Origin of the sequence: Streptomyces sp. NPDC006193 (assembly GCF_040613915.1) — a bacterium.
Taxonomy (GTDB): domain Bacteria; phylum Actinomycetota; class Actinomycetes; order Streptomycetales; family Streptomycetaceae; genus Streptomyces.
The window spans coordinates 16,469-37,407 of record NZ_JBEXTB010000008.1 but is presented as its reverse complement, the minus strand read 5'-3'; the positions used below and the strand labels follow the sequence as shown (position 1 = coordinate 37,407).

19 protein-coding genes are annotated in these 20,939 nt (G+C 72.8%); 13 read left to right on the top strand and 6 right to left on the bottom strand.

The window, feature by feature from the left end; translation table 11 throughout:
- Nucleotides 1–3: 3 nt before the first annotated feature.
- Complete coding sequence (locus tag ABZ261_RS11055) at nt 4–1,575, top strand: 4-hydroxyphenylacetate 3-hydroxylase N-terminal domain-containing protein (protein ID WP_356857644.1); 1,572 nt, start codon at nt 4–6, stop codon at nt 1,573–1,575.
- Nucleotides 1,576–1,653: 78 nt separating this feature from the next.
- Here ABZ261_RS11055 and ABZ261_RS11050 read toward each other — a convergent pair whose 3' ends face one another.
- Nucleotides 1,654–2,322 (bottom strand): O-methyltransferase, encoded by a 669-nt coding sequence (locus ABZ261_RS11050; protein ID WP_356857642.1) that lies wholly within the window; start codon nt 2,320–2,322, stop codon nt 1,654–1,656.
- 29 nt (nt 2,323–2,351) lie between these two features.
- On the opposite strand from ABZ261_RS11050, the gene ABZ261_RS11045 reads away from it, so the two are divergent.
- From ABZ261_RS11045 to ABZ261_RS11010, 8 genes are all read left to right on the top strand, one after another.
- The gene (locus ABZ261_RS11045) at nt 2,352–2,522 is read left to right on the top strand and encodes a hypothetical protein (RefSeq protein ID WP_356857640.1); all 171 of its coding nucleotides are present in this window, start codon (nt 2,352–2,354) and stop codon (nt 2,520–2,522) included.
- A gap of 53 nt (nt 2,523–2,575) precedes the next feature.
- Nucleotides 2,576–3,076 (top strand): VOC family protein, encoded by a 501-nt coding sequence (locus ABZ261_RS11040; RefSeq protein ID WP_356857638.1) that lies wholly within the window; start codon nt 2,576–2,578, stop codon nt 3,074–3,076.
- Nucleotides 3,073–4,026: a hypothetical protein gene (locus tag ABZ261_RS11035; protein ID WP_356857636.1), complete on the top strand. Its 954-nt coding sequence runs from the start codon at nt 3,073–3,075 to the stop codon at nt 4,024–4,026. The genes ABZ261_RS11040 and ABZ261_RS11035 overlap by 4 nt, the downstream gene beginning before the upstream one ends.
- Before the next feature lie 47 nt (nt 4,027–4,073).
- Nucleotides 4,074–4,973 (top strand): LLM class flavin-dependent oxidoreductase, encoded by a 900-nt coding sequence (locus ABZ261_RS11030; RefSeq protein WP_356857634.1) that lies wholly within the window; start codon nt 4,074–4,076, stop codon nt 4,971–4,973.
- On the top strand, nt 4,970–5,845 hold the full coding sequence (locus ABZ261_RS11025) for a PhzF family phenazine biosynthesis protein (protein ID WP_356857632.1): 876 nt from the start codon (nt 4,970–4,972) through the stop codon (nt 5,843–5,845). Before ABZ261_RS11030 ends, ABZ261_RS11025 begins: the two co-directional genes overlap by 4 nt.
- Before the next feature lie 136 nt (nt 5,846–5,981).
- Nucleotides 5,982–7,775, top strand: coding sequence for a gamma-glutamyltransferase family protein (locus ABZ261_RS11020; RefSeq protein ID WP_356857630.1), 1,794 nt, complete (start codon nt 5,982–5,984; stop codon nt 7,773–7,775).
- A gap of 65 nt (nt 7,776–7,840) precedes the next feature.
- The gene (locus tag ABZ261_RS11015; protein WP_356857628.1) at nt 7,841–10,138 is read left to right on the top strand and encodes an excinuclease ABC subunit UvrA; all 2,298 of its coding nucleotides are present in this window, start codon (nt 7,841–7,843) and stop codon (nt 10,136–10,138) included.
- A gap of 93 nt (nt 10,139–10,231) precedes the next feature.
- Entirely contained in the window at nt 10,232–10,438 is a 207-nt protein-coding gene (locus tag ABZ261_RS11010; RefSeq protein WP_356857626.1) for a 2-hydroxymuconate tautomerase, read from the top strand.
- A gap of 31 nt (nt 10,439–10,469) precedes the next feature.
- Here the strand turns inward: ABZ261_RS11010 and ABZ261_RS11005 are convergent, their stop codons facing one another.
- Together ABZ261_RS11005 and ABZ261_RS11000 are read right to left on the bottom strand one after the other, a co-directional pair.
- Nucleotides 10,470–11,630: an FAD-dependent monooxygenase gene (locus ABZ261_RS11005; protein ID WP_356857624.1), complete on the bottom strand. Its 1,161-nt coding sequence runs from the start codon at nt 11,628–11,630 to the stop codon at nt 10,470–10,472.
- 326 nt (nt 11,631–11,956) lie between these two features.
- The gene (locus ABZ261_RS11000; protein ID WP_356857622.1) at nt 11,957–13,402 is read right to left on the bottom strand and encodes an NAD(P)/FAD-dependent oxidoreductase; all 1,446 of its coding nucleotides are present in this window, start codon (nt 13,400–13,402) and stop codon (nt 11,957–11,959) included.
- 203 nt (nt 13,403–13,605) lie between these two features.
- Here ABZ261_RS11000 and ABZ261_RS10995 point away from each other — a divergent pair, with 203 nt between their 5' ends.
- The 3 genes from ABZ261_RS10995 to ABZ261_RS10985 all read left to right on the top strand — a co-directional run bounded on the left by ABZ261_RS10995 (nt 13,606) and on the right by ABZ261_RS10985 (nt 16,799).
- Nucleotides 13,606–14,448, top strand: a complete 843-nt coding sequence (locus ABZ261_RS10995; RefSeq protein ID WP_356857620.1) for an SDR family NAD(P)-dependent oxidoreductase — start codon at nt 13,606–13,608, stop codon at nt 14,446–14,448.
- 304 nt (nt 14,449–14,752) lie between these two features.
- A complete protein-coding gene (locus ABZ261_RS10990; RefSeq protein ID WP_356857618.1) occupies nt 14,753–15,670 on the top strand; it encodes a Ku protein in 918 nt (305 codons plus the stop codon).
- Between the two features lie 115 nt (nt 15,671–15,785).
- A complete protein-coding gene (locus ABZ261_RS10985; RefSeq protein WP_356857616.1) occupies nt 15,786–16,799 on the top strand; it encodes a hypothetical protein in 1,014 nt (337 codons plus the stop codon).
- A gap of 405 nt (nt 16,800–17,204) precedes the next feature.
- Here ABZ261_RS10985 and ABZ261_RS10980 read toward each other — a convergent pair whose 3' ends face one another.
- The gene (locus ABZ261_RS10980) at nt 17,205–17,468 is read right to left on the bottom strand and encodes a hypothetical protein (protein WP_356857614.1); all 264 of its coding nucleotides are present in this window, start codon (nt 17,466–17,468) and stop codon (nt 17,205–17,207) included.
- Between the two features lie 238 nt (nt 17,469–17,706).
- A complete protein-coding gene (locus ABZ261_RS10975; protein WP_356857612.1) occupies nt 17,707–18,330 on the bottom strand; it encodes a TetR/AcrR family transcriptional regulator in 624 nt (207 codons plus the stop codon).
- A gap of 111 nt (nt 18,331–18,441) precedes the next feature.
- Between ABZ261_RS10975 and ABZ261_RS10970 the strand changes: the two genes are divergently transcribed.
- Nucleotides 18,442–19,500, top strand: a complete 1,059-nt coding sequence (locus tag ABZ261_RS10970; protein WP_356857610.1) for an aldo/keto reductase — start codon at nt 18,442–18,444, stop codon at nt 19,498–19,500.
- Nucleotides 19,501–19,701: 201 nt separating this feature from the next.
- On the opposite strand, the gene ABZ261_RS10965 is transcribed toward ABZ261_RS10970, so the two are convergent.
- Nucleotides 19,702–20,913, bottom strand: a complete 1,212-nt coding sequence (locus tag ABZ261_RS10965; RefSeq protein ID WP_356857608.1) for an MFS transporter — start codon at nt 20,911–20,913, stop codon at nt 19,702–19,704.
- Nucleotides 20,914–20,939 lie beyond the last annotated feature (26 nt).

The following is a 20,939-nucleotide window of genomic DNA, read 5'->3' as shown; positions in this document are numbered from 1 at the left end:
GACATGGCACCCGACAACGGACAGCCCGCAGCGCCCGGCACGGCCGGGGCGGCCACCGGAAAGGCCCGGGTCACCCGGCCGCTGACCGGGGACGAGTACATCGAGAGCATCCGCGACGGGCGGGAGATCTGGGCGTACGGCGAGAAGGTCGACGACGTCACCAAGCACCCCGCGTTCCGCAACACCGTGCGCATGACGGCCCGGCTGTACGACGCCCTGCACGATCCCGAGCACCACGACACGCTGACCGCGCCCACCGACACCGGAAGCGACGGCTTCACCCACAAGTTCTACCGGGTGCCGCGCAGTGTGCAGGATCTCGTGGGCGACCGGGACGCCATCGCCGACTGGGCCCGCCTGACCTACGGCTGGATGGGCCGCAGCCCCGACTACAAGGCCAGCTTCCTGGTGACCCTCGGCGCGAACCCCGACTACTACGGCGACTTCGCGGACAACGCCCGCCGGCTGTACGCCACCGCGCAGGAGAACGTGCTGTTCTGGAACCACGCGGTGATCAACCCGCCGGTCGACCGGCACCGCCCCGCGGACGAGGTGGACGACGTCTTCGTGCACGTGGAGAAGGAGTGCGACGACGGCCTCGTGGTGAGCGGTGCGAAGGTGGTGGCGACCGGGTCCGCGCTCACCCACTTCAACTTCGTGGCGCACTACGGACTGCCCGTGAAGAAGAAGGAGTTCGCCCTCGTCGCCACGCTGCCCCTGGGGGCGCCCGGCGTGAAGCTCATCTGCCGCCAGTCCTACGAACTGGCCGCGAGCCGCACGGGCAGCCCGTTCGACTACCCGCTGTCGAGCCGGCTCGACGAGAACGACACCATCTTCATCCTGGACAAGGTGAAGATCCCCTGGGAGAACGTCCTCATCTACGGCGACACCGCCAAGGCCGGCACCTTCCTGCAGACCTCCGGCTTCACCCACCGGCTCACCTTCCACGGGGTCACCCGGCTGGCCGTGAAGCTGGACTTCCTCGCGGGCCTGCTGCTCAAGGGCGTGGAGGTCACCGGCACCAAGGACTTCCGGGGCATCCAGACCCGGGTCGGCGAGGTCCTCGCCTGGCGCAACATGTTCTGGGCGCTGAGCGACGCGATGGCGCACAACCCCGACCCGTGGCACGACGGGGCGCTGCTGCCCAATCTCGACTACGGCATGGCCTACCGGTGGTTCATGACCATCGGCTACCCGCGGGTCCGGGAGATCATCATGCAGGACCTCAGCAGCGGGCTGATCTACCTCACCTCGCACGCCAAGGACTTCGGCGAACCGGAACTCCGCCCCCACCTGGACCGCTTCATGCGGGGCTCCAACGGCTACGAGGCGGTGGAGCGCGCCAAGCTGATGAAGCTCATCTGGGACTCCGTGGGCACCGAGTTCGCCGGGCGGCACGAGCTGTACGAGCGGAACTACTCCGGCAACCACGAGAGCGTGCGGATCGAGCTGCTGCACGCCCAGACGGCCTCCGGTCTCGTCGACCGGTACCGGGGCTTCGCCGAGCAGTGCATGGCGGAGTACGACCTGGACGGCTGGACCGCCCCGGACCTGGTGCCGCCCGACGTCGACTGACCGGCGCCGTGCCGCCCGGCCCGCGGGCGGCACGGGCGGCACGGCGCGGGGCGGGGGAGGACCGCCCGCCCCGGCCGGTCAGCCGGTGATCAGGGCCAGCGTGAAGCCGTCGTACCCCTTGGTGCCGACGGTCTGGATCGAGGTGGCGGTGACGTCCGAGCGGCCGGCCAGCATCTCGTGGAACCGGCGCACCCCCTGCACGCCGGCGTCGGTGTGGTCCGGGTCGGCCACCGCTCCGCCCAGGACGACGTTGTCCACGACCACCACGCCGCCCGGCCGCGACAGCTTTAGGGCCCAGGTGAAGTACTCGGGGATGTCGGGCTTGTTGGCGTCGATGAACACCATGTCGAAGGGGGCGGTACCGGGCCGGTCGAGGGTCGGCAGGATGTCCAGCGCCCGGCCGACGTGCTGTTCGACGAGGTGGGCGACCCCCGCCTCGGCGAGACGCGACGCGGCCGACTCGGCGAAGGACCGTTCCCACTCGATGGTGACCAGCCGGCCGTCCGGCGGCAGCGCGCGGGCCAGCCAGATGCTGCTGTACCCGCCGAACGTGCCGATCTCGAGGATGTGCCGCGCCTGCCGCATACGCGCCAGCAGGTGCAGGAGTTTTCCCTGCGGGGCGCTGACGGCGAGATCGGGCAGATCGAAATCCATATGGGCTCGGGCGGCTTTCGAAAGTGCGTCGTCCTCCTCCACGAGAAGGGAGCTGAAGTAGGCGTCGACACTGTTCCACAGCTCTTGTTCCATGGCTGCCATAATTCACCAGGAATCCATGGATGGCAAGAGTTGATTACGCAATCCGTGATGCCGTGAACCAGGAAAGTTACCAGGTCAGCGGCATGATCAAGGCTGCTCGGCAGCACGAGAAAAGCGTCGGTGAAATATTCGGAGGGCAGGCGGCGATTATCGCGGAGGTGGCATTGACTGCCGTCCTCGCCGTTGCCTAGCCTGTCATTCCGGAACCTTGTGGAAAACCCTTCCCAAATAGGAGTGTCACCACATGCGAGAAGGCTCCGTCACCACCCTGGACGCGCCCCCGGTGAAACTGGTGCCGGCGATGCACCACCTGGGCGTCCAGACCCGCGACCTGGACAACTCCCTGGCCTGGTACAAGGACTTCTTCGGCTGCACCGAGACGTGGACGCTCACCACGTTCTCGGACCTGACCCGCAGCAGGCTCCCGGGCATCACCCGGCTGACCGAGATCAGCGTCGCCGACGTCCGCTTCCACCTCTTCGAACGCGCCGGGCACGACCCGGTCCTGCCCGGCGGCAACAAGGCCCAGTTCCAGCACGTCTGCCTCGCCACCGGCTCCCCGGAGGAGCTGCGGGCCTGGCGGGACCGCTGGATCGAGCTGTACCGCTCCGGCCGTTACGAGTTCGCGACCGACGAGCAGCCCACGGACATCGTGGTGGACGCCGACGGGGTGCACAGCTGCTACCTGTTCGACCCCAACGGCCTGGAGTTCGAGCTCACCTGGATCCCGGGCGGTGCCGCATGAGCGCGGGACCGCACCGGACCGTCACCGAACTGCCGGTGCCCGAAGGATGGGACTTCGGGGACTTCCCGTACGGCCTGGAGCCGCTGACCCTGCCCGAGCCCCCGCACCGGCCCGCGGCGGACGTGCCGGACGTGCTGTGCGCCGAGCCCGCCCCCGGCGCGGCCCAGTCGCCGTGCCCGCGCACCGGCCCGACGCCCGGCCTCGCGGAACTGTCCCACCAGCTGTTCTGGTTCCGCTGGATCACCGGTCACCAGGTGACGTTCGCCGTCTGGCAGCTCCTCGGCCACGCGCTGCACCAGGCCCACGCCCGGCCCGACCCCGCCCCCTCGCTCAGGGCCATGACGGACCTGACCCGGGCCTACACGGCGATGCTGCTCTACACCAGCTCCTGCCCCAAGGACGTCTACAGCGACGTCATCCGGCCCAGCATGTTCCTGCAGCACCGCGGCTTCAGCGGCACCTGGGCGCCGGACTTCCACCCCGTCCGGCAGCTGCTGCGGGGCAGGAAGACGCCGTGGCACGACACCCCGGAGGGCGGCAGGCTGGCCGGCGAGGTCCGGCTCTACCACCTGGTGCACTCGGGCGTCGCCGCGAAGCTCGTGCCCGGCGGCAGGTCCCTGCTGCAGGACACCGCCCCCGCGGCCCGGCCGCACGACCCCCGGCTGCAGGCGCTGGTCTACGACAACTACTTCCTCACCCTGCGCGCCGACGTCCCGACCGCCGAGGTGATCGGCCAGCTCCGGCGCCGGCTGGCCGCGGTGCGCCTGGACGTGTCGGTCAACGGCCTGTACCCCGGGCTGACCGACAAGGAGGACGCCGAACTGCCCGAGGAGCTGCGCAGCGAGGAGGCACGCGCCTGCGAGCGGGACTTCACCGCCGTCCTCGCGCGCGTCGACGGCCTGGCCGCCGCACTCGACCGGCGGCTGCTCGACGGCACGATCGCCCGCTGAGCCGCCCCGCTCCCCGACCGACGCGACAGGAAAGGAGCTGACGGACCGTGCGGCACGGAGTCGTCGTCCTGCCGGAACGCCGCTGGCGGCAGGCCCGTGAACAATGGGTGCGCGCCGAGGAGTTCGGCTTCGACCACGCCTGGACCTACGACCAGCTGATGTGGCGGTGGCTGCGCGACGAGCCCTGGTTCGGCGCCGTGCCCACCCTTGCGGCGGCGGCCGAGGCCACCTCGACCCTGACCGTGGGCACCATGGTCGCCACACCCACCTACCGGCACCCGGTCACACTGGCCAAAGAGGTGATGACCCTCGAGGACATCGCCGGCGGCCGGTTCGTGTGCGGGCTGGGAGCCGGGGCCGGCGGTCTCGACGACCGCGTCGTCGACCCGGCCGTCTACACCCCGCGGCAGCGCGCCGACCGTTTCGCCGAGTTCGTCGAACTGCTCGACAAGCTGCTGAGCCGGCGCAGCACCACGCACACGGGCGCCTACTACGACGTCCGCGACGTGCCGATGCGGCCGGGCTGCCTGACCGCGCCCCGGGTGCCGTTCGCCATCGCGGCGACCGGACCGCGCGGCATGCGGCTGGCGGCCCGCCACGCCGAGCTGTGGATCACCGCGGGGCAGCCCGGCAACTTCGACGCCCTGCCGTACCAGGAGACACTGCCGGTGATCAAGGAGCAGCTGGCGCGTCTGGACGAGGCGTGCGAGCGCACCGGGCGGGACCCCGCCACCCTGCGCCGGCTGCTGCTCACCGGCGCCATGGTGGGCGGCGTCCTGGACTCCGTCGAGGCGTACCGCGACGCGGCCGGCCGCTTCGGCGAACTCGGCGTCACCGACTTCGTCGTGCACTGGCCGCGGCCCGGCTTCCCCTACCAGGGCAGTATGAAGGTGCTCGAACGGATCGCGCAGGACGTGCTGACCGTCCGGCGGGAGGAGCGGCCGTGATCGACTACGAGATCGTCGACATGTTCACCGGCACGCCGTTCGAGGGCTGCGCGCTCGGGGTGGTCCCGGACGCGACCGCACTCGACGACGGCGGCATGCAGGCCGTGGCCCGCGAGACCGGCTGCACCGAGACGGCGTTCGTCCTGCCCCCCGAGTCGCCCGGCGCCACCCACCGGGTCCGGGTCTTCACCCCGCAGCGGGAGTCACCGTACGGCGGGCACTCCGCCGTCGGCACGGCCACCACCCTGGTCCGCCTCGGCCGCCTGCCCGCGGGGGAGCTGGTGCAGGAGTGCGGTGGGCGCCTGACGGCCGTGCGCGCCGGCGCCCGGGAGGCCACGCTCAGCGTGCGCGCGGAGCCCGTGCCGCCCGCGGCCTTCGACGCCGCGCCGCTGCTCGACGCCTGCGGTCTCACCGAGGACGACCTGGTCGCCGAGCCCTGCCTGACCGGGTTCGGGCCGGCGTTCCACGTGCTGCCGGTCGGCCCCGAGGCGGTCGCCCGTGCCGTGCACCACCCGGCGCACCCGGTGTGGTCCACCTGCCCCGACGCGGTGGTCGTCGCCTACGACAGCCGCGAGCACCGGGCCGAGGTGCGGGTGTTCGCACCCGGTTACGGCATGCCGGAGGACCCGGCGTGCGCCTCCGCCGCCCTGGGCCTGGGCGCCTGGCTCGCCCGGGCGGGCCTGACGCCGCAGGCGGACGGCGTCCTCGCCTACCGGGTCCGGCAGGGGCAGAACCTCGGCCGCCCCGCCCGGCTCGACTGCGCCGTGACCGTGCGCGCCGGCCGGCCGGTCGCCGCCGAGGTGACCGGGCAGGTGACGGCCACGGCCCGCGGCCGGATGACCCTGCCCCGCACGGCGGCCCTCGCACACTGAGACCGAAGAACAGACCGAAGAACAGAACGCGGCACGGACCGCGGCACGGACCGCAGAAAAGACTGCACGACAGACTGCACAACGCACTGCAGGACAGAGCCCGGAACACGAACACGAAGAGGAGAGGAACCCGACTGTGTTGTTCCGTCCAGAGCTGCGCGGCAACCGGGGCGCGGTCGCCTCGACCCACTGGCTGGCCTCGGCCGCCGGCTTCCGCATGTACGACAAGGGCGGCAACGCGTTCGACGCGGCCGTCGCCGCCGCGTTCGTCATCCAGGTCGTGGAACCCCACCTCAACGGCCCCGGCGGAGACGTGCCCGTCCTCGTCCACCGGGCCGGATCGGGACGGGTCGACGTGGTCTGCGGTCAGGGACCCATGCCGCGAGCGGCGACCATCGACCGGTTCGAGGAGCTCGGCCTGTCGGTGGTCCCCGGCTCCGGTCTGCTGCCCGCGGTGGTGCCCGGGGCGTTCGGCGCGTGGATGCGGGTCCTCGCCGAGTACGGCACCCTGCGCCTGGAGGACGTCCTGGAGCCGGCGATCGGCTACGCCGAACGCGGCTACCCGCTGCTCCCCAAGGCCGCGGCGATGATCGCGGCGCTCCAGGAGCTGTTCCGCGACGAGTGGACGGAGTCCGCCCGCACCTACCTGGTCGGCGGGGCCGCGCCCCGGCCCGGTCAGCGCATGACCAACCCGGACCTGGCCCGCACCTACCGGCGCCTCCTCGACGAGGCGAGGGCGGCCGGCGCCGACCGGGACAAGCAGATCGACGCCGCCGTGCGCGCCTTCTACGAGGGCTTCGTGGCCGAGGCCATCGACCGCTATCTCGCCACGGCCGAGGAGATCGACGCCACCGGCCGCCGCCACCGCGGCCTGCTGACCGGCGCCGACCTCGCGGACTGGCGGCCCACGGTGGAGCCCTCGCTCTCCTTCCGGCACCGCGGACTCACGGTGCACAAGGCAGGACCCTGGTCCCAGGGCCCGGTCTTCCTCCAGCAGCTCGCGCTGCTGCAGGGGTTCGACCTCGCCGGCATGGGGCCGCACAGCGCCGAGTTCCTGCACACGGTCACCGAGGCGGCGAAACTGGCGTTCGCCGACCGCGAGGCCTGGTACGGCGACCCCGCCCACGCGCAGGTGCCGGTCGACGACCTGCTGGACCCGGCGTACACCGCGGCCCGCCGCGAACTCATCGGCCCCGAGGCGTCCGCGGAGCTGCGGCCGGGCTCGCCGGGCGGCCGGACGCCGCTGCTGCCGCCGGTCCACGACGAGTCCGCCGGCCCGGCCGGTCCCGCCTGGCTCGGCGAGCTGGAGGAGGGCATCCCGGCGGTGGTGCGCTCGACGGCCGCCCGGGGCGACACCTGCTGCGTCACGGCCACGGACGCCGCCGGCAACATGGTCGTCGCGACACCCAGCGGGGGCTGGCTGAAGAGCTCCCCGGTGGTGCCGGGCCTCGGGTTCCCGCTGGGCACCCGCGGACAGATGGCCACGCTGACCCGGGGGCACGCCAACGCGCTGGCTCCCGGCAAGCGCCCGCGCACCACCCTCAGCCCGACCCTGGTGCTCCGGGAGGGCAGGCCCGTCCTGGCGTTCGGCACCCCGGGCGGCGACCAGCAGGACCAGTGGACCCTGCAGTTCTTCCTCCGGCACACCGAGCACGGCATGGGGCTGCAGGAGGCCGTCGAGGCGCGGACCTTCCACACCGACCACGTACCGACCTCGTTCACCCCGCGGCGCTTCTCGCCCGGGACGCTGGTCGTCGAAGAAGGCATTGCGGCGGAAACCATCGATGAACTCAGGCGACGCGGGCACCAGGTGCGCACGGTCGCCGACTACAGCCTGAGCAAGGTCTGCGCGACCGGGCTGAGCAGCGACGACATGGTCGTCGCAGCGGCCAGCCCGCGCGGTGCCCAGGCCTACGCCATCGCCGATTGAGGAAGCGATCCCGATGGGATAAATTTCCGTACAGAAACTATTACGGCCGATGGAAGAGGAACGGCATGGTGTCCCACCCGTCACCGGACCCGGGTGACCACATCGTCCTGGGCGAGGCTCGGCAGAACAACCTCAAGGGCGTCAGCCTGCGCATCCCCAAGGGGCGGCTGACCGTCTTCACCGGCGTGTCGGGTTCCGGCAAGTCCTCCCTGGTGTTCGGGACGATCGCCGTCGAGTCGCAGCGGCAGCTCAACGAGACCTACCCCGCGTTCATCCGCAACCGGCTGCCCAAGTTCGAGCGGCCCGACGCGGAGGTCATCGAGAACCTGTCCGCCGCGATCGTCATCGACCAGCGTCCGGTCGGCGGCAACGCCCGCTCCACGGTCGGCACCATGACCGAGATCCACTCCATGCTGCGGGTGCTGTTCTCCCGGCACGGCACCCCCAGCGCGGGCCCCTCGCACATGTACTCCTTCAACGATCCGCGCGGCATGTGCCCGGAGTGCGAGGGGCTCGGATCCACGGTGCGGCTGGACCTGAACCGGCTGCTGGACGAGGACAAGAGCCTCAACGAGGGCGCCATCCGCTTCCCGCCCTTCGCCGTGGGCACCTTCCAGTGGCAGCTGTACGCGGAGTCCGGGCTGTTCGACCCCGACCTGCCGCTGCGGGAGTTCTCCGCAGAGGACCGCGAACTGCTCCTGCACGGCTCGGGGTTCAAGGTCGACCGGGCCGGCCGGCACGGCGTCTACAAGAACGAGTACGAAGGGATCGTGCTGCGCTTCACCCGCCGCTACCTCAAGCCGGGCCTGGACGCCCTCAAGGCGAAGGAACGGGCGGCGGTGGAGCAGGTCGTGACGGAGGGTCCCTGCCAGGCCTGCGGCGGTGCCCGGCTGGGCCCCGCCGCACTCGCCTCGCGGATCGCCGGGGACAACATCGCCGACTACTGCGCACTGGAGGTCACCGATCTGATCGGCCGGCTGGAGCGCATCGACGCCCCGGCGGTCAAACCGGTGGTGCAGGCGGCGCTGTCCGCGCTGCGCAGGATCGAGGCCGTGGGACTCGGCTACCTCAGCCTCGACCGCCAGACCGCCACGCTCTCCGGCGGCGAGGCCCAGCGTCTGAAGACGGTGCGCCACCTGGGCAGCAGTCTGACCGGGCTGACGTACATCTTCGACGAGCCGAGCGTCGGCCTGCACCCGCGCGACGTGCGGCGGCTGAACGAGCTGCTGCTCGCGCTGCGCGACAAGGGCAACACGGTGCTCGTGGTGGAGCACGACCGGGACGTCATCGCCATCGCCGACCACGTCGTCGACATGGGCCCGGGCGCGGGCAGGCAGGGCGGCGAGGTGGTCTACGAGGGGACCCTGGCCGGGTTACGGGCCGCCGGCACCCCGACCGGACGCGGCCTGAACGCGGTGCCCGGGCTGAAAGGCCGCGTCCGCACGCCGCGGGGCCGGCTGACGGTCCGCGGTGCCCGGCTGCACAACCTCAAGGACGTCACGGTCGACGTGCCCACCGGAGTGCTCGTCGCGCTGAGCGGCGTCGCCGGCTCGGGCAAGAGCTCGCTCGCCCGGGAACTGGTCGCCCGGTACCCGCAGGAGACGGTCGTGGTCGACCAGTCCTCGATCGGGATCTCCTCCCGTTCCACCCCCGCGACCTACACCGACGTCATGGACACCGTGCGGCGGCTCTTCTCCCGCGCCTCGGGGGCCGACCCCGGCCTGTTCAGCTTCAACTCCGCGGGCGCCTGCCCGGAATGCCAGGGGCGCGGTGTGATCGAGACCGACCTCGCGTTCATGGACCCGGTCACCACGGTCTGCGAGCGCTGCGAGGGGCGCCGCTTCAACGACGAGGCGCTGCGCCACACCCTGAACGGCCGGACCATCGTCGACGTGCTCGCCATGACGGCCGAGGAGGCGATCGGATTCTTCGACGACGAGGCGTCCGTCCGCCGCAAACTGGCCCTGCTGACCGAGGTCGGCCTCGGCTACCTCACGCTCGGCCAGCCCCTGTCCACCCTCTCCGGCGGGGAACGCCAGCGGCTGAAGCTGGCCCACCGGCTGCACACCTCCGGCAGCGTCTACGTCTTCGACGAGCCGTCCACCGGCCTGCACATGACGGACCTGGGCAAGCTGCTCGCCCTGTTCGACCGGCTCGTCGACGGCGGCAACACGGTCGTGGTGATCGAACACGACCTGGACGTGCTCAAGCACGCCGACTGGATCATCGACCTCGGCCCCGAGGCCGGCCGGCACGGCGGCCGGGTGGTGTTCGAGGGCACCCCGGCGGACCTGGTGCGGGCCCACGACTCGCACACCGGCCGGTGCCTGGCCGAGGACCTCGCCGCACACGGCCGCCTCTGACGGCCCGGAGCGCCCGGCCGCGCGCCGGGTGCTCCGGGCCGCGTCCCCGTACCGCCCCGGCACCCCACGACACGGACGGACAAGGAGTCCCAGATGCCCCTCATCCACGTCACCCTGCTGAGCGGCCGCAGCGAGGAGGAGATCACCGCACTCGGCCGCGCCCTCACCGAGGCCGTGCACACCACGCTGGGCACCCCCCGGGAGGCGATCCGGGTGACGGTGGACGAGTGCCGGCCCGGGCACTGGTTCGTGGGCGGCGCCTCGATGGCCGAGAGGAAGAAGGAGACCCGGGGCGGCTGAGCGGCCCGCGGGCCGCCCCGGGCGCCGGGGTTCAGGCCGCGTCGGCGAACCGCCGGCGGATCCGCCCGACCTGCTCGGCGTCGACCGCCGGGAGATCGTCGCGGGTGAGCCGGCCGCTGCGCGTGAGCAGGTGCGCGTTGAAGGCCTCCGGCGGCAGCCCCACGCAGCGGTCGATGTTCTCGAACCACTCCAGGCTGGTCGACGCGGTCCGCTGCATCCGCTCCACCGCGGGCCGCCGCTCGTCCTGGTACGCCGCCAGCGCCTCCGGAACCGTCCGGTGGTCGTGCAGGGCCGTGGCGAGGGCGAGCCCGTCCTCCATGGCCAGCTTGGTGCCCGAACCGATCGAGAAGTGCGTGGTGTGCGCGCTGTCCCCGAGGAGGACCAGGTTGCCGTGGCTCCAGTTCCGGTTGCGCACGGCGGCGAAGCGGCCCCAGTACGACCGGTTGCCCCACAGCCCGTGCCCGTCCAGCAGGCCGGAGAAGTGCTCCGCCACCCTGCCGATGCCGTCCCGGTCGCCCACCGGGTCCTCGGAGCGGCGGAGCGCGGCCGTGAAGCCGGCCGCCTCCCACACCGCGTCCGCGACCTCCACGATGAACGTGCTGCGACCCGGGGCGTACGGGTAGGCGTGGGCCTGCATGGGGCCGTGCTCGGTCTCCACGACGGCGAAGGTGAGCGCGTCGAACGGCCGGTCCGTGCCGAGCCACATGTACCGCGACCCGGCCTCCTGCCGCTCCGTGCCGAACGCGGCCGCGTACCGGGCGCGGGTGCGCGATCCCACGCCGTCCGCCGCGACGACGAGGTCGTGGGAGGCGCGCAGCCGGGCGACGTCCGGCGCCCGGGTGCCGAAGTGCAGCCGCACCCCGAGGTCGGCGCAGCGCTGCTGCAGCAGCCGGAGCAGGGTGTGGCGGCTGATCGCGGCGAACCCGTATCCCTCGTTGCGCTGGGTCGCGCCCCGGTAGAACACGTCGATCCGCGTCCACCGCGCGAACTCGGCCGTGATCGCATCGAACAGAGCTGGGTCGGCGGCCTCGATGCCGCCGAGCGCGCCGTCGGAGAAGACGACACCGAACCCGAACGTGTCACGGGCCGTGCTGGCCTCCCAGACCTCCACGGTGTCGTGGGGCCGCAGGCGCTTGACGAGGCAGGCCGTGTACAGCCCGCCGGGGCCGGCTCCGATCACCGCTATCCGCATGGCACCTCGCTGTGGCTTGGAGGGGGACTGAATGTGCAGGGACCCAGCAAATGATATCCAAAGGGAAATGAAGCAATCCTGAACTCCCGGACGATCCACCCCACTTGACCACCCGGACGAGACGGCCCGTTTCCCTCGCGTAATCACCTCCCCGACGAAGGGGCGCCATATGCAGCACGTCCCGACGCCGACGCAGACGCCGACGCCCACACGTCTCACCGCGACCGGCCTGGCCGGCCGGTCCTCCGCTCCCGACCCGCCGCCGTTCGCCCGGCCGCCGGGCCGGCCGACCGCTGTGGCCTGACCGGCCGCCGGCCGCAGGAAGGTCACTCGCCTGCCGCGCGCCCCAGTTCCAGCAGGGTGCGAGCCGCCGATTCCAGGGCGAGCGTCATCGACCCGCCGTTGGGCTCGAACGAGGTGTGGTCGCCGGCGAAGTGCAGCCGGCCCTCGGGCCGGCGCATGGCCGGCATCAGCGCACTGTGCCCCAGCTCGGGCAGGATGTAGGCGCCTTCGATGTACGGCTGCCGGTCCCACACCACCGACGTGCCGGTCTCGAAGTGCTCCCGGGCGCCGGGCAGCATCGTCTCGACCTGGTCCAGGGCGAAGCGGAGCCGCTCCTCGGGGCTGAGCACGGCCAGCGCCCGGGCCCGCCACCCGGTTATCAGGCACTCCAGTATCTTGCGGGGCCCGGGCAGCCGGGGCGTGGCGTCCCGCACCCACCGCACCGGCAGATCGGTGGAGAAGCTCGCGTTGTCCTGGGGCCAGAACTGGCGGCGCATCTGGAGGTAGACCCGCACGATCGACGAGTACTTCACCCGCCGCATCGCGTCCCGTTTGGCCTCGGACAGCCCGGCGTCCGTGAAGTCGATGTGCCGGATCGCGCTGAACGGCACGGTCACCACCACACGGTCGGCCTCCAGGGTGTGCATGCGGGTGCCGTCGAGGAAGGTGACCCGCGCGCCCTCGTCGTCCTGGGTGACCCGCACGACCGGGGCGCGGTAGCGGATGCGGTCCTTCAGCCGTTCGGCGAACGCCCGCGGGAAGCGGTCCGTGCCGCCCTTCACCTTCGACCAGCGGGGATCGGCGTTGGCCAGCGAGTGCGGGCTGGACTCGTGCCGCAGCCAGGACAGGGCGGAGGCGGTCTTGAGGTCGCCGCCGCGCATCTCCAGGAAATGCGGCTCCACCAGGTCGATCGCCGTCGGCGACGCGCCGCGCTCGGACAGCACCTCGTACACCGACCGCCGGTCGTACGGTTCGAGCAGCGGGGTCGGCGCCCAGTCCGCCGCCGTGATGTCCGGCTCCAGTGCCTCGTAGGTGCGGCGCACATAGCGGTCGATCATGTCGGTGACGCCCAGCCCCTTCTCGTGCGGGGCCAGCGGGAGCCCGGCGCGGTCCAGGGATTCGGCGTCGGGGCCGAAGAACCGGCCGCCGGCGAAGTAGGAGAACTGGGTGCCGACCAGGTCGGCGGTGTCGAGTTCCACTCCCAGCTCGCGCAGGTAGTGCATGGCGTAGTGGCAGTGCGGGGTCAGGGTCATGGCGCCGGCCTCGGCGTACAGGCCGTCCGCGAAGGGTGCGCGCAGGGTGTACGCCCGCCCGCCCGGGCGGTCCGACGCCTCCAGGACCGTGACGTCGCCGCCCCGCTTGGCCAGTTCGTACGCCACGGCGAGGCCGGACAGACCCGCACCGATCACGACGACCCTGCCGGGCGTCCTGAGCCCCGGCATCCCGCTGTCGAACTCACGCCGCACGTCGGTCTGCGTGACCTCGGCCATCGGCTCTCCCCCTTCCACCGCGACCGCGCGCGGTTGTCGCCATATGATTGAAGGAAGGAAATCATATGTGAGTCAGGCGGAGATCAGAACCCGCCAAAATCAGATCCCTTGCGGACGGCAGGCGAAACATCGCATGCCCGGCGGCAACCGTCGCGGTGCGGCCCAGCCGTTTCCTCCGCCGCGCGGCGGTCGTTCAGGAAGGCATGAGCACCACCCCGATCCTGGTCCTCGGAGCCACCGGCTCCGCGGGCCGGCGCGTCGCCGCGCACCTGCGGGCCCTGGCCGCACCAATCAGGCCCGCCTCCCGGCGCAGCGCCACCCGTTTCGACTGGAACGACCGGAGCACCTGGGAACCGGCCCTGCAGGGTGTCGGCCGCATGTTCCTGATGGCCCCCGACGGCGTCCCCGTCGACCCGGACTTCGTCGCCCTGGCGGCGGACCTGCGGGTCGAGCACATCGTGCTGCTGTCCAGCCGTGCCATCGAGACCATAGGAGACCAGCGGCTGCTCCGGGCCGAGGAGGCCGTCAAGAAGTCCGGGTGCGCCTGGACGATCCTGCGCGCCGACTGGTTCGACCAGAACTTCGACGAGGGTCCCTTCCGTCAGGCGGTCCTCGCCGGGGAGCTGGCGGTGCCGCTCGGGGACTGCCGTCAGGGGTTCGTGGACCTGGAGGACGTCGCAGCCGTGGCCGCCCGGACCCTGACCGGGAGCGGGCACACCGGCCGGTGCTACGAACTGACCGGGCCGCAGGCGCTGACCTTCGCCGAGGTGTGCGCCGTCATCCAGGACGTCACCGGGCGCCCCATGCGGTTCCACGGCGGCGAGGACGCCTACCGGGCCGCGCACGCGTCCGTCGGCCGGTCGGGGGCGTCGGTCGAGCGGGAGATCACCGCCTACGCCGCACTGCGCGCCCTCGGCGACACCGAGCTGTCGGACGCGGTGCCCCGCCTCCTCGGCCGCCCGGCCCGCACCTTCCGCCGGTACGCCGCCGAGGCGGCGGCCCACGGCAGCTGGCCGCCCACCCCGGGCGCCACCGGAACACCCTGACCGCCCCGGCCCGGTCCGCTCCCGCACGCCCGGACAGACCCGCCGGACGCCGACTGACGGCACGCGGGACCCGGCCGGGCCATCGCCCGCCCGGCCGGCGCGATCACCCGTTCGGAGTCCTCGACGCCGCCCCGGGCGCGACCCGCCGACGGCCGCGGCCCGGGGGCCGGTCCAGCGGCGCACCGTCGGGGGACCGGCTCCGGCGGAAGCCCGCCACGACGCGTCGGACGGGCGAACGCGGCGCGAGAAGTGAAGCCTGCAAACTTAGACTGGTGGTGCCGGGGGCGACTGCGGAAGGTGGGCCATGCCCCGAACGATCTGGTCCGGTGCGATCTCTTTCGGCCTGGTCACGGTGCCGATCCAGGTGGTCAGCGCCACCGAGGACCACAGCATCCACTTCCACCAGTACCACCTGGAGGACGGCGGCCGGGTTCGCTACCGCAAGGTGTGCGAGCTGGAGGACCGGGAAGTGTCCCAGGAGGAGATCGGCAAGGGGTACGAGCTCACCCGGACCCAGGTCATCCCGATCACGGACGAGGACCTGCGCAACCTGCCCCTGCCGACCGCCAAGGCGATCGAGATCGACGCGTTCGTACCGCTGGAGTCGGTCGACCCGATCCGGATCGGCGAGGGCTACTACCTGCAGCCGGCCGGGCAGGTCGCGGTCAAGCCGTACAAGCTGCTCGTCCAGGCGCTCGGCCGCTCCGCCAAGGTGGCCGTCGCCAAGTACGCCTGGTCGGGCCGCGAACGCCTCGGACTGCTCCGCGTCCGCGACGACGTCCTGGTCCTGCACTCCATGCGCTGGCCGGACGAGATCCGCGACCCCGCCGAACTGCTCCCGCCGCCCGTGGAGGTATCCGAGCAGGAGATCGAGAGCGCGCTCGCCCTCATGGACACCATGACCGTCGACGAGCTCACGGGCGAAGAGTTCCACGACCGGTACACCGAGGCGATCGCGCAGATCATCGAGGCCAAGCGGGAGGAGAGGCCGCTTCCGCAGGCGCCCGAGCCGGAGCAGCCGGCCCAGGTGCTGGATCTGATGGCGGCGCTGCAGGAGTCGGTGCAGAAGGCCAGGACCGCCCGTGGCGGCGCCGACGGCCCGGCGGAGGTCCACGAGCTGCCGAAACCGAAGAAGACGGCCGCGAAGAAGCAGCCGGCCAAGAAGGCCGCGGCGAAGAAGACCGCCAAGAAGACACCGGGCCGCCGCCCCCGCACCGCCTGACCCGGCGGGCTCGGCCCTCGGCGTCGCCTGGGCGGGCGCCACGGCGACGGTCTCCTCCCCGCACTCGCGTGTTCGATTTTTTGTTCGATAACGTGGAGGGGGAGAGGTGAGCGGCATGAACGAGGCAACGACGCAGGAGGCGCGGTCGACGGTGATGCATGTGCGCTGTCCGGACCGGCTGCCGGAGGAGACCTACCGGCAGGTGCTGGAGCTGCTGGGCGACCTGTCCCCGGTGGTCCAGGCCCTGCCGCCCACCGCCGCCCTGGTCGAACTCAAGGGAGCGCTGCGCTACCACGGCGCCGACGCGGCCCGCCTGGGCGAGATCCTCCGCATCCGGTCCATCTCCCGCCTGGGCGTCGACCTCCGGATCGGCGTCGGCCCCACGATCACGGTCGCCGCGACCGCCTCCGCCCGGGTCGCCGGACCCGGCGGTGTCCTCGCAATCGCCCCCGGTCAGGTCGCCGACTGGCTCGAACCGCTGCCCGTCGAGGCCCTGCACGGCATCGGCCCCCGCCAGGCCGCCGCCCTGCGGGACTACGGCATCCACTCGGTCGGCCTGCTCGCGGCCGTGTCCCCGGCCACCGTGCAGCGCCTGCTCGGCAAGACCGCCGGCCGGCTCGCCGCCGACCGGGCCCGCGGCATCGACCCGCGCCCCGTCGTCCCCAGAGCGCTGCCGCCCTCCGCGGCCGTACGCCACCGCTTCGCGCACCACACGCTGGACGGCGCCGCCGTCCGGGCCGCCCTGCTGGACCTGGTCGTCCGGCTCGGGCTGCTGCTGCGCCGCCGCGAGCAGGCCGCCCGGGCGCTCACGCTGACGTTGACGTTCGCGGGCGGCACCGGCTGGGACAGGACCCGCCGCCTGCCCGAACCCTCGGCCCACGACGAGGACCTGCGCACCGTCGCCTACCAGTTGATGGACGCCGCCGGCCTGCAGCGCGCCCGCCTGACCGGCATCGCGCTGAAGGCCGAGGACCTCGTCGACGCCGACCGGGTCGCCCAGCAGATCAGCCTGGACGGCGCCCGCGAGTCCCGTCTCGTCGCGGAGGAGGCCATGGACCGCATCCGGGCCAGGTTCGGCCCCGCCTCCATCGGCCCGGCCGCCGCCCTGCCCTTCCGCCGCGCCTCGTGACCGGCCGTGCTCCGACCGGCCGTACCGGGCCGTACCGGCAGGCCCGCGGCCGACCGCCAGCTTCTCCTCGTGCGCACCCGGCCGGGTCAGGGCCGCACGAGGCGGCGCAGGGCGAGGCGCGCGAAGGGGGGGGCGTAGGGCGAGGCGCGCGAAGGGGGCGTAGGCCCGCCCGGCATGGGCATGAGGCCGTGCATCAGGGGCTGGCGGTGCCGCGCATCCCGCGGCCGTGGTCCGGCCGTCGGGCGTGGACGGCCTTGCTGTGCGGCGGCCGCGACGCCCACCGGCCGACGTGCGCACAGCGCTGCCGCACCGTCTGCGGCGGCGCCGGGCCCGCGGCGCGCGTGGTCCGGCAGCCCAAGCAGCGGCAGGCTCCCGCCGTGTCGGGCGGACGGCGGCCTTCGGTGCTCATCCGGTCTCGTCGCGGAGGTATTCGGTGAGCGCCTTGCCCGGCCGGAACGCCGCCGCGCCGTCGGCGGCGTGGAAGCTGCCGAAGCTGCCCAGGGCGACCGTCTGCCGGGACTTGAGCGCCTCGGCGATCGTCCCCGGATGCTCCACCGTGCCGAAGAGCGTGTCGAGGACCTGGTCGATCTCCTGGGCGTCGAGCTCCCGGCCGTCCGCGTGTTCGGCGGCACGACGAGCGGTCATTTCGATCAGCTGGGACCTGTTCATGATCACATTCCCGTGCGTCGGAGTGACGAGTCGCAGTGACGAGTCGCAGTGACGAGGGGCATCCCCTTCCACCATCGGGGCAACCCGCTCCTGCCGCATCTTCCGGCCGCCGCCCGGGCCGCTCGTCCAGGGGGCATGTCCGTGGCGGGACCAGGGCGCATGTCCGTGGCGGGGCCGGCCCCGCGCACCGCCGGCAGTCCTGCACGGCGGTGCGCGCCCGGCGACGACCGCGCCCCGGTCAGGCCCGGTCCCCGCGCAGGAACGCCCCCGCGCGCGCCGCAGCCGCCGCCGCCTCGGCGGCCTGGTCCGCGGCGGCCTCGTCCAGGACGCCGCCGCTCGTCAGCAGGCGGTAGTAGAGGGGGGCGGACACGGCACGGATCACCTCATGGGTGTCGGTGCCCTCGGGCACCTCGCCCCGGTCGACGGCCTGCTGGACGCAAGGGGCCCACTCCGCCACCCGGACGGCGTAGAAGTCCCGCAGAGCCTCGGCCGTCCTCGCCTCACAGGTCGCGGCCGCGATCACGGCCTTGAACAGCGCCCCCTGCCGCGGGTCGGCCAGGGTGCGCTGCACCAGCCGGGCATTGGCCCTGAGGTCGCCGAGCAGCGAGCCGGTCTCGGTCCGCGGCAGCGACTGCTCGGCCATGTCCCTCAGCAGGTCGGCCACCAGGCCGGTCACCGTGCCCCAGCGGCGGTAGACGGTCGTCTTGCCCACCTCGGCGCGGCGCGCGACGTCGGCGAGGTCGAGGTGGGCGAAGCCCCGCTCGGCCAGGGCGTCCCCGGCCGCCCGCAGTACCGCCGCCCGCACCCGAGCCGTACGCCCACCCGGCCGGACGGACCCCGGCTCCGCACTCGTCGCATCCATAACGGGACTCCAGTTTCGTTAATTGCTCTGCGTGTGCTACGTTGGCGCCACCTTAACGGAACACCAGAACCGTTAGCCATTCGTGGGGCTGCGGAGAATGGGGGAGCGGCCATGGAATACAGGCGACTCGGTGCGTCCGGGCTCGAGGTTCCCGCGCTGAGCTTCGGCGCCGGCACCTTCGGCGGCCAAGGGCCGCTGTTCGGGGCCTGGGGCAGCACCGACGCGCGCGAGGCGCGCCGCCTCGTGGACATCTGCCTGGACGCCGGGGTCACGATGTTCGACACCGCCGACGTCTACTCCGGCGGCGCGTCCGAGGAGGTGCTGGGCGAAGCGGTCAAAGGCCGCAGGGATCGGGTGATCCTGTCCACCAAGACCGGCCTGCCGACGGGCGACGGCCCCGGCGAGGCGGGCTCCTCCCGGTCACGCCTGATCGCCGCGTGCGAGGCCGCGCTGCGCCGGCTCGGCACCGACCACATCGACCTGTTCCAGTTGCACGCCTTCGACGCCGGGACGCCGATCGAGGAGGTCCTGTCCGCGCTCGACGATCTCGTCTGCGCGGGGAAGGTCCGCTACGTGGGAGTCTCGAACTTCTCCGGCTGGCAGACGATGAAATCGCTCGCGATCGCGGAGAGGCGCGGCCACCCGCGTTACATCGCGCACCAGGTGTACTACTCCCTCGTCGGCCGGGACTACGAGTGGGAGCTGATGCCCCTCGGACTCGACCAGGGCCTCGGGGCGCTCGTCTGGAGCCCGCTCGGCTGGGGGCGGCTCACCGGCAGGCTCCGCCGCGGCCAACCCCTGCCCGCCGGCAGCCGGCTGCACCGCACCGCCGACTACGGCCCTCCGGTCGAGGACGAGCACCTCTACCGCGTCCTGGACGCCCTCGACGAGATCGCGCAGGAGACCGGCAAGGCCGTCCCGCAGATCGCCATCAACTGGCTGCTGCAGCGGCCGACCGTCTCCTCCGTCATCATCGGCGCCCGCAACGAGGAGCAGCTCCGCCAGAACCTCGGCGCCGTCGGCTGGACGCTCACGCCCGACCAGATGGCGAAACTCGACGCGGCGAGCAGCAGGACAGCGCCCTACCCGTACTTCCCCTACCAGCGGCAGGAAGGTTTCGCCCGCCTGAACCCGCCGGTGGCCGGCCTCACGCCCGCGACCGCCGCCTGACGCCGCCTCCGCCCGGGCTCGCGCGGACGCCCCGCCCGGCTGCGTCGGCCGGCGGGGTCCCGGCCCGCCGGTCCAGGCGCGGGCGCGACGGACGGCCGCCGCCCGGCGGAAGCACCGGGCGGCGGCCGGCGGAAGCACCGGCCGGCACCGCCTCGCCGCCGGCCCGCACAGCGGCATCGCGGGCCGGCGGCCCCGGGCAGGTCAGGCGCCCGTGCGCTCGGCGGGACGGATGCCGGTCTCCTGTGCCGTCGCCCCGCCGCGGTCTCCCGACAGCGGTTCAGCAGCCGGTTCCGGCAGGGTGCGGAACAGCAGCCAGCTCAGGGCGGGCAGCGCGATCAGCGGGGTCAGGGCGGTGCGCAGCGAGGTGGCGTCGGCGATGCGGCCGATGAGGGGACTGGTCAGACCGCCGACACCGACCGTGAGTCCGAGGGTGATCCCGCCGGCCGTTCCGACGCGCGACGGCAGGTAGTCCTGGGCGAGCGTCACCTGCAGCGAGAACGGGACGTACAGGCCGATCGAGGTCAGCGCCACGAACGCGTACATGGCCGGGCCGGGCACGAACACCACGCCGGCGACGGCCGCGACCGTGATCAGGTACGACATGCGCACCACCGTGACCCGGTCCCAGCGGTGAGCCAGGTTGCTGCCGGCGACCGTGCCGACGGCGCCCCCGAGGTAGAGCACGCACAGCGCGAGCGTCCCCGCGGCCGTACCGCCGCCCGTCCGCTCCCGGGCGAGGAAGGCGACGAACGTGCTCATCCCGACGAAGACGATCGACCGGCACACGGCCGCCAGCGACAGCCGCACGAACGACGCCCAGTCGTCCCGCCCCCCGGCCGCGCCCGTGCCGCCGTCGGCGGACGGGGGCTCGCCCAGCGCCCGCAGCACCGGCAGCGTCAGCACGCTGCCGGCCAGGGCGGGCAGGACCAGCAGGGGCGTGAACCGCAGCCCGCCCGTGGCGATCACGGCGGTGACCAGGAGGGGAGCCATGGCGAAACCCACGTTGCCGCCCAGGGAGAACCAGCCCATCGAGCGGTGGCTGCCCCTGCCGGCCACCCGCGCGACCCGTGCCGACTCCGGATGGTAGGCGGCGACCCCGATCCCCGACAGCGCCACGAACAGCAGCGTGAGGGCGTACGAGCCGCCGACCCCGCTCAGGCCCACGCCGAGCCCGCCGAGGACCGTGCTCACCGGCAGCAGCCAGGGGACGGGGCGCCGGTCGGTGAGCACGCCGAACAAGGGCTGCGCCACCGAGGACAGCAGGCTGGCGGCGAGGACGATGCCCGAGGCCGCGGCGTAGGTGTAGGCGCGCTCGGCGACGAAGAACGGGACCATGGCCGCCACCGCGCCCTGGTAGACGTCCACACAGGCATGTCCGACCGAGAGCAGCACGATCGACTTGTTCCTTGGCATGGCGTTCATGGTCGTCCGTGGCCGCC

Excerpts from the sequence above, each read along its gene's own strand:
- ABZ261_RS11055 (WP_356857644.1), top strand. The coding sequence starts at position 4 with ATGGCACCCGACAACGGACAGCCCGCAGCGCCCGGCACGGCCGGGGCG.
- ABZ261_RS11050 (WP_356857642.1), bottom strand. The coding sequence starts at position 2,322 with ATGGAACAAGAGCTGTGGAACAGTGTCGACGCCTACTTCAGCTCCCTT.
- ABZ261_RS11045 (WP_356857640.1), top strand. The coding sequence starts at position 2,352 with ATGGCAAGAGTTGATTACGCAATCCGTGATGCCGTGAACCAGGAAAGT.
- ABZ261_RS11040 (WP_356857638.1), top strand. The coding sequence starts at position 2,576 with ATGCGAGAAGGCTCCGTCACCACCCTGGACGCGCCCCCGGTGAAACTG.
- ABZ261_RS11035 (WP_356857636.1), top strand. The coding sequence starts at position 3,073 with ATGAGCGCGGGACCGCACCGGACCGTCACCGAACTGCCGGTGCCCGAA.
- ABZ261_RS11015 (WP_356857628.1), top strand. The coding sequence starts at position 7,841 with ATGGTGTCCCACCCGTCACCGGACCCGGGTGACCACATCGTCCTGGGC.
- ABZ261_RS11010 (WP_356857626.1), top strand. The coding sequence starts at position 10,232 with ATGCCCCTCATCCACGTCACCCTGCTGAGCGGCCGCAGCGAGGAGGAG.
- ABZ261_RS11005 (WP_356857624.1), bottom strand. The coding sequence starts at position 11,630 with ATGCGGATAGCGGTGATCGGAGCCGGCCCCGGCGGGCTGTACACGGCC.
- ABZ261_RS11000 (WP_356857622.1), bottom strand. The coding sequence starts at position 13,402 with ATGGCCGAGGTCACGCAGACCGACGTGCGGCGTGAGTTCGACAGCGGG.
- ABZ261_RS10995 (WP_356857620.1), top strand. The coding sequence starts at position 13,606 with ATGAGCACCACCCCGATCCTGGTCCTCGGAGCCACCGGCTCCGCGGGC.
- ABZ261_RS10990 (WP_356857618.1), top strand. The coding sequence starts at position 14,753 with ATGCCCCGAACGATCTGGTCCGGTGCGATCTCTTTCGGCCTGGTCACG.
- ABZ261_RS10985 (WP_356857616.1), top strand. The coding sequence starts at position 15,786 with ATGAACGAGGCAACGACGCAGGAGGCGCGGTCGACGGTGATGCATGTG.
- ABZ261_RS10980 (WP_356857614.1), bottom strand. The coding sequence starts at position 17,468 with ATGAACAGGTCCCAGCTGATCGAAATGACCGCTCGTCGTGCCGCCGAA.
- ABZ261_RS10975 (WP_356857612.1), bottom strand. The coding sequence starts at position 18,330 with ATGGATGCGACGAGTGCGGAGCCGGGGTCCGTCCGGCCGGGTGGGCGT.
- ABZ261_RS10970 (WP_356857610.1), top strand. The coding sequence starts at position 18,442 with ATGGAATACAGGCGACTCGGTGCGTCCGGGCTCGAGGTTCCCGCGCTG.
- ABZ261_RS10965 (WP_356857608.1), bottom strand. The coding sequence starts at position 20,913 with ATGCCAAGGAACAAGTCGATCGTGCTGCTCTCGGTCGGACATGCCTGT.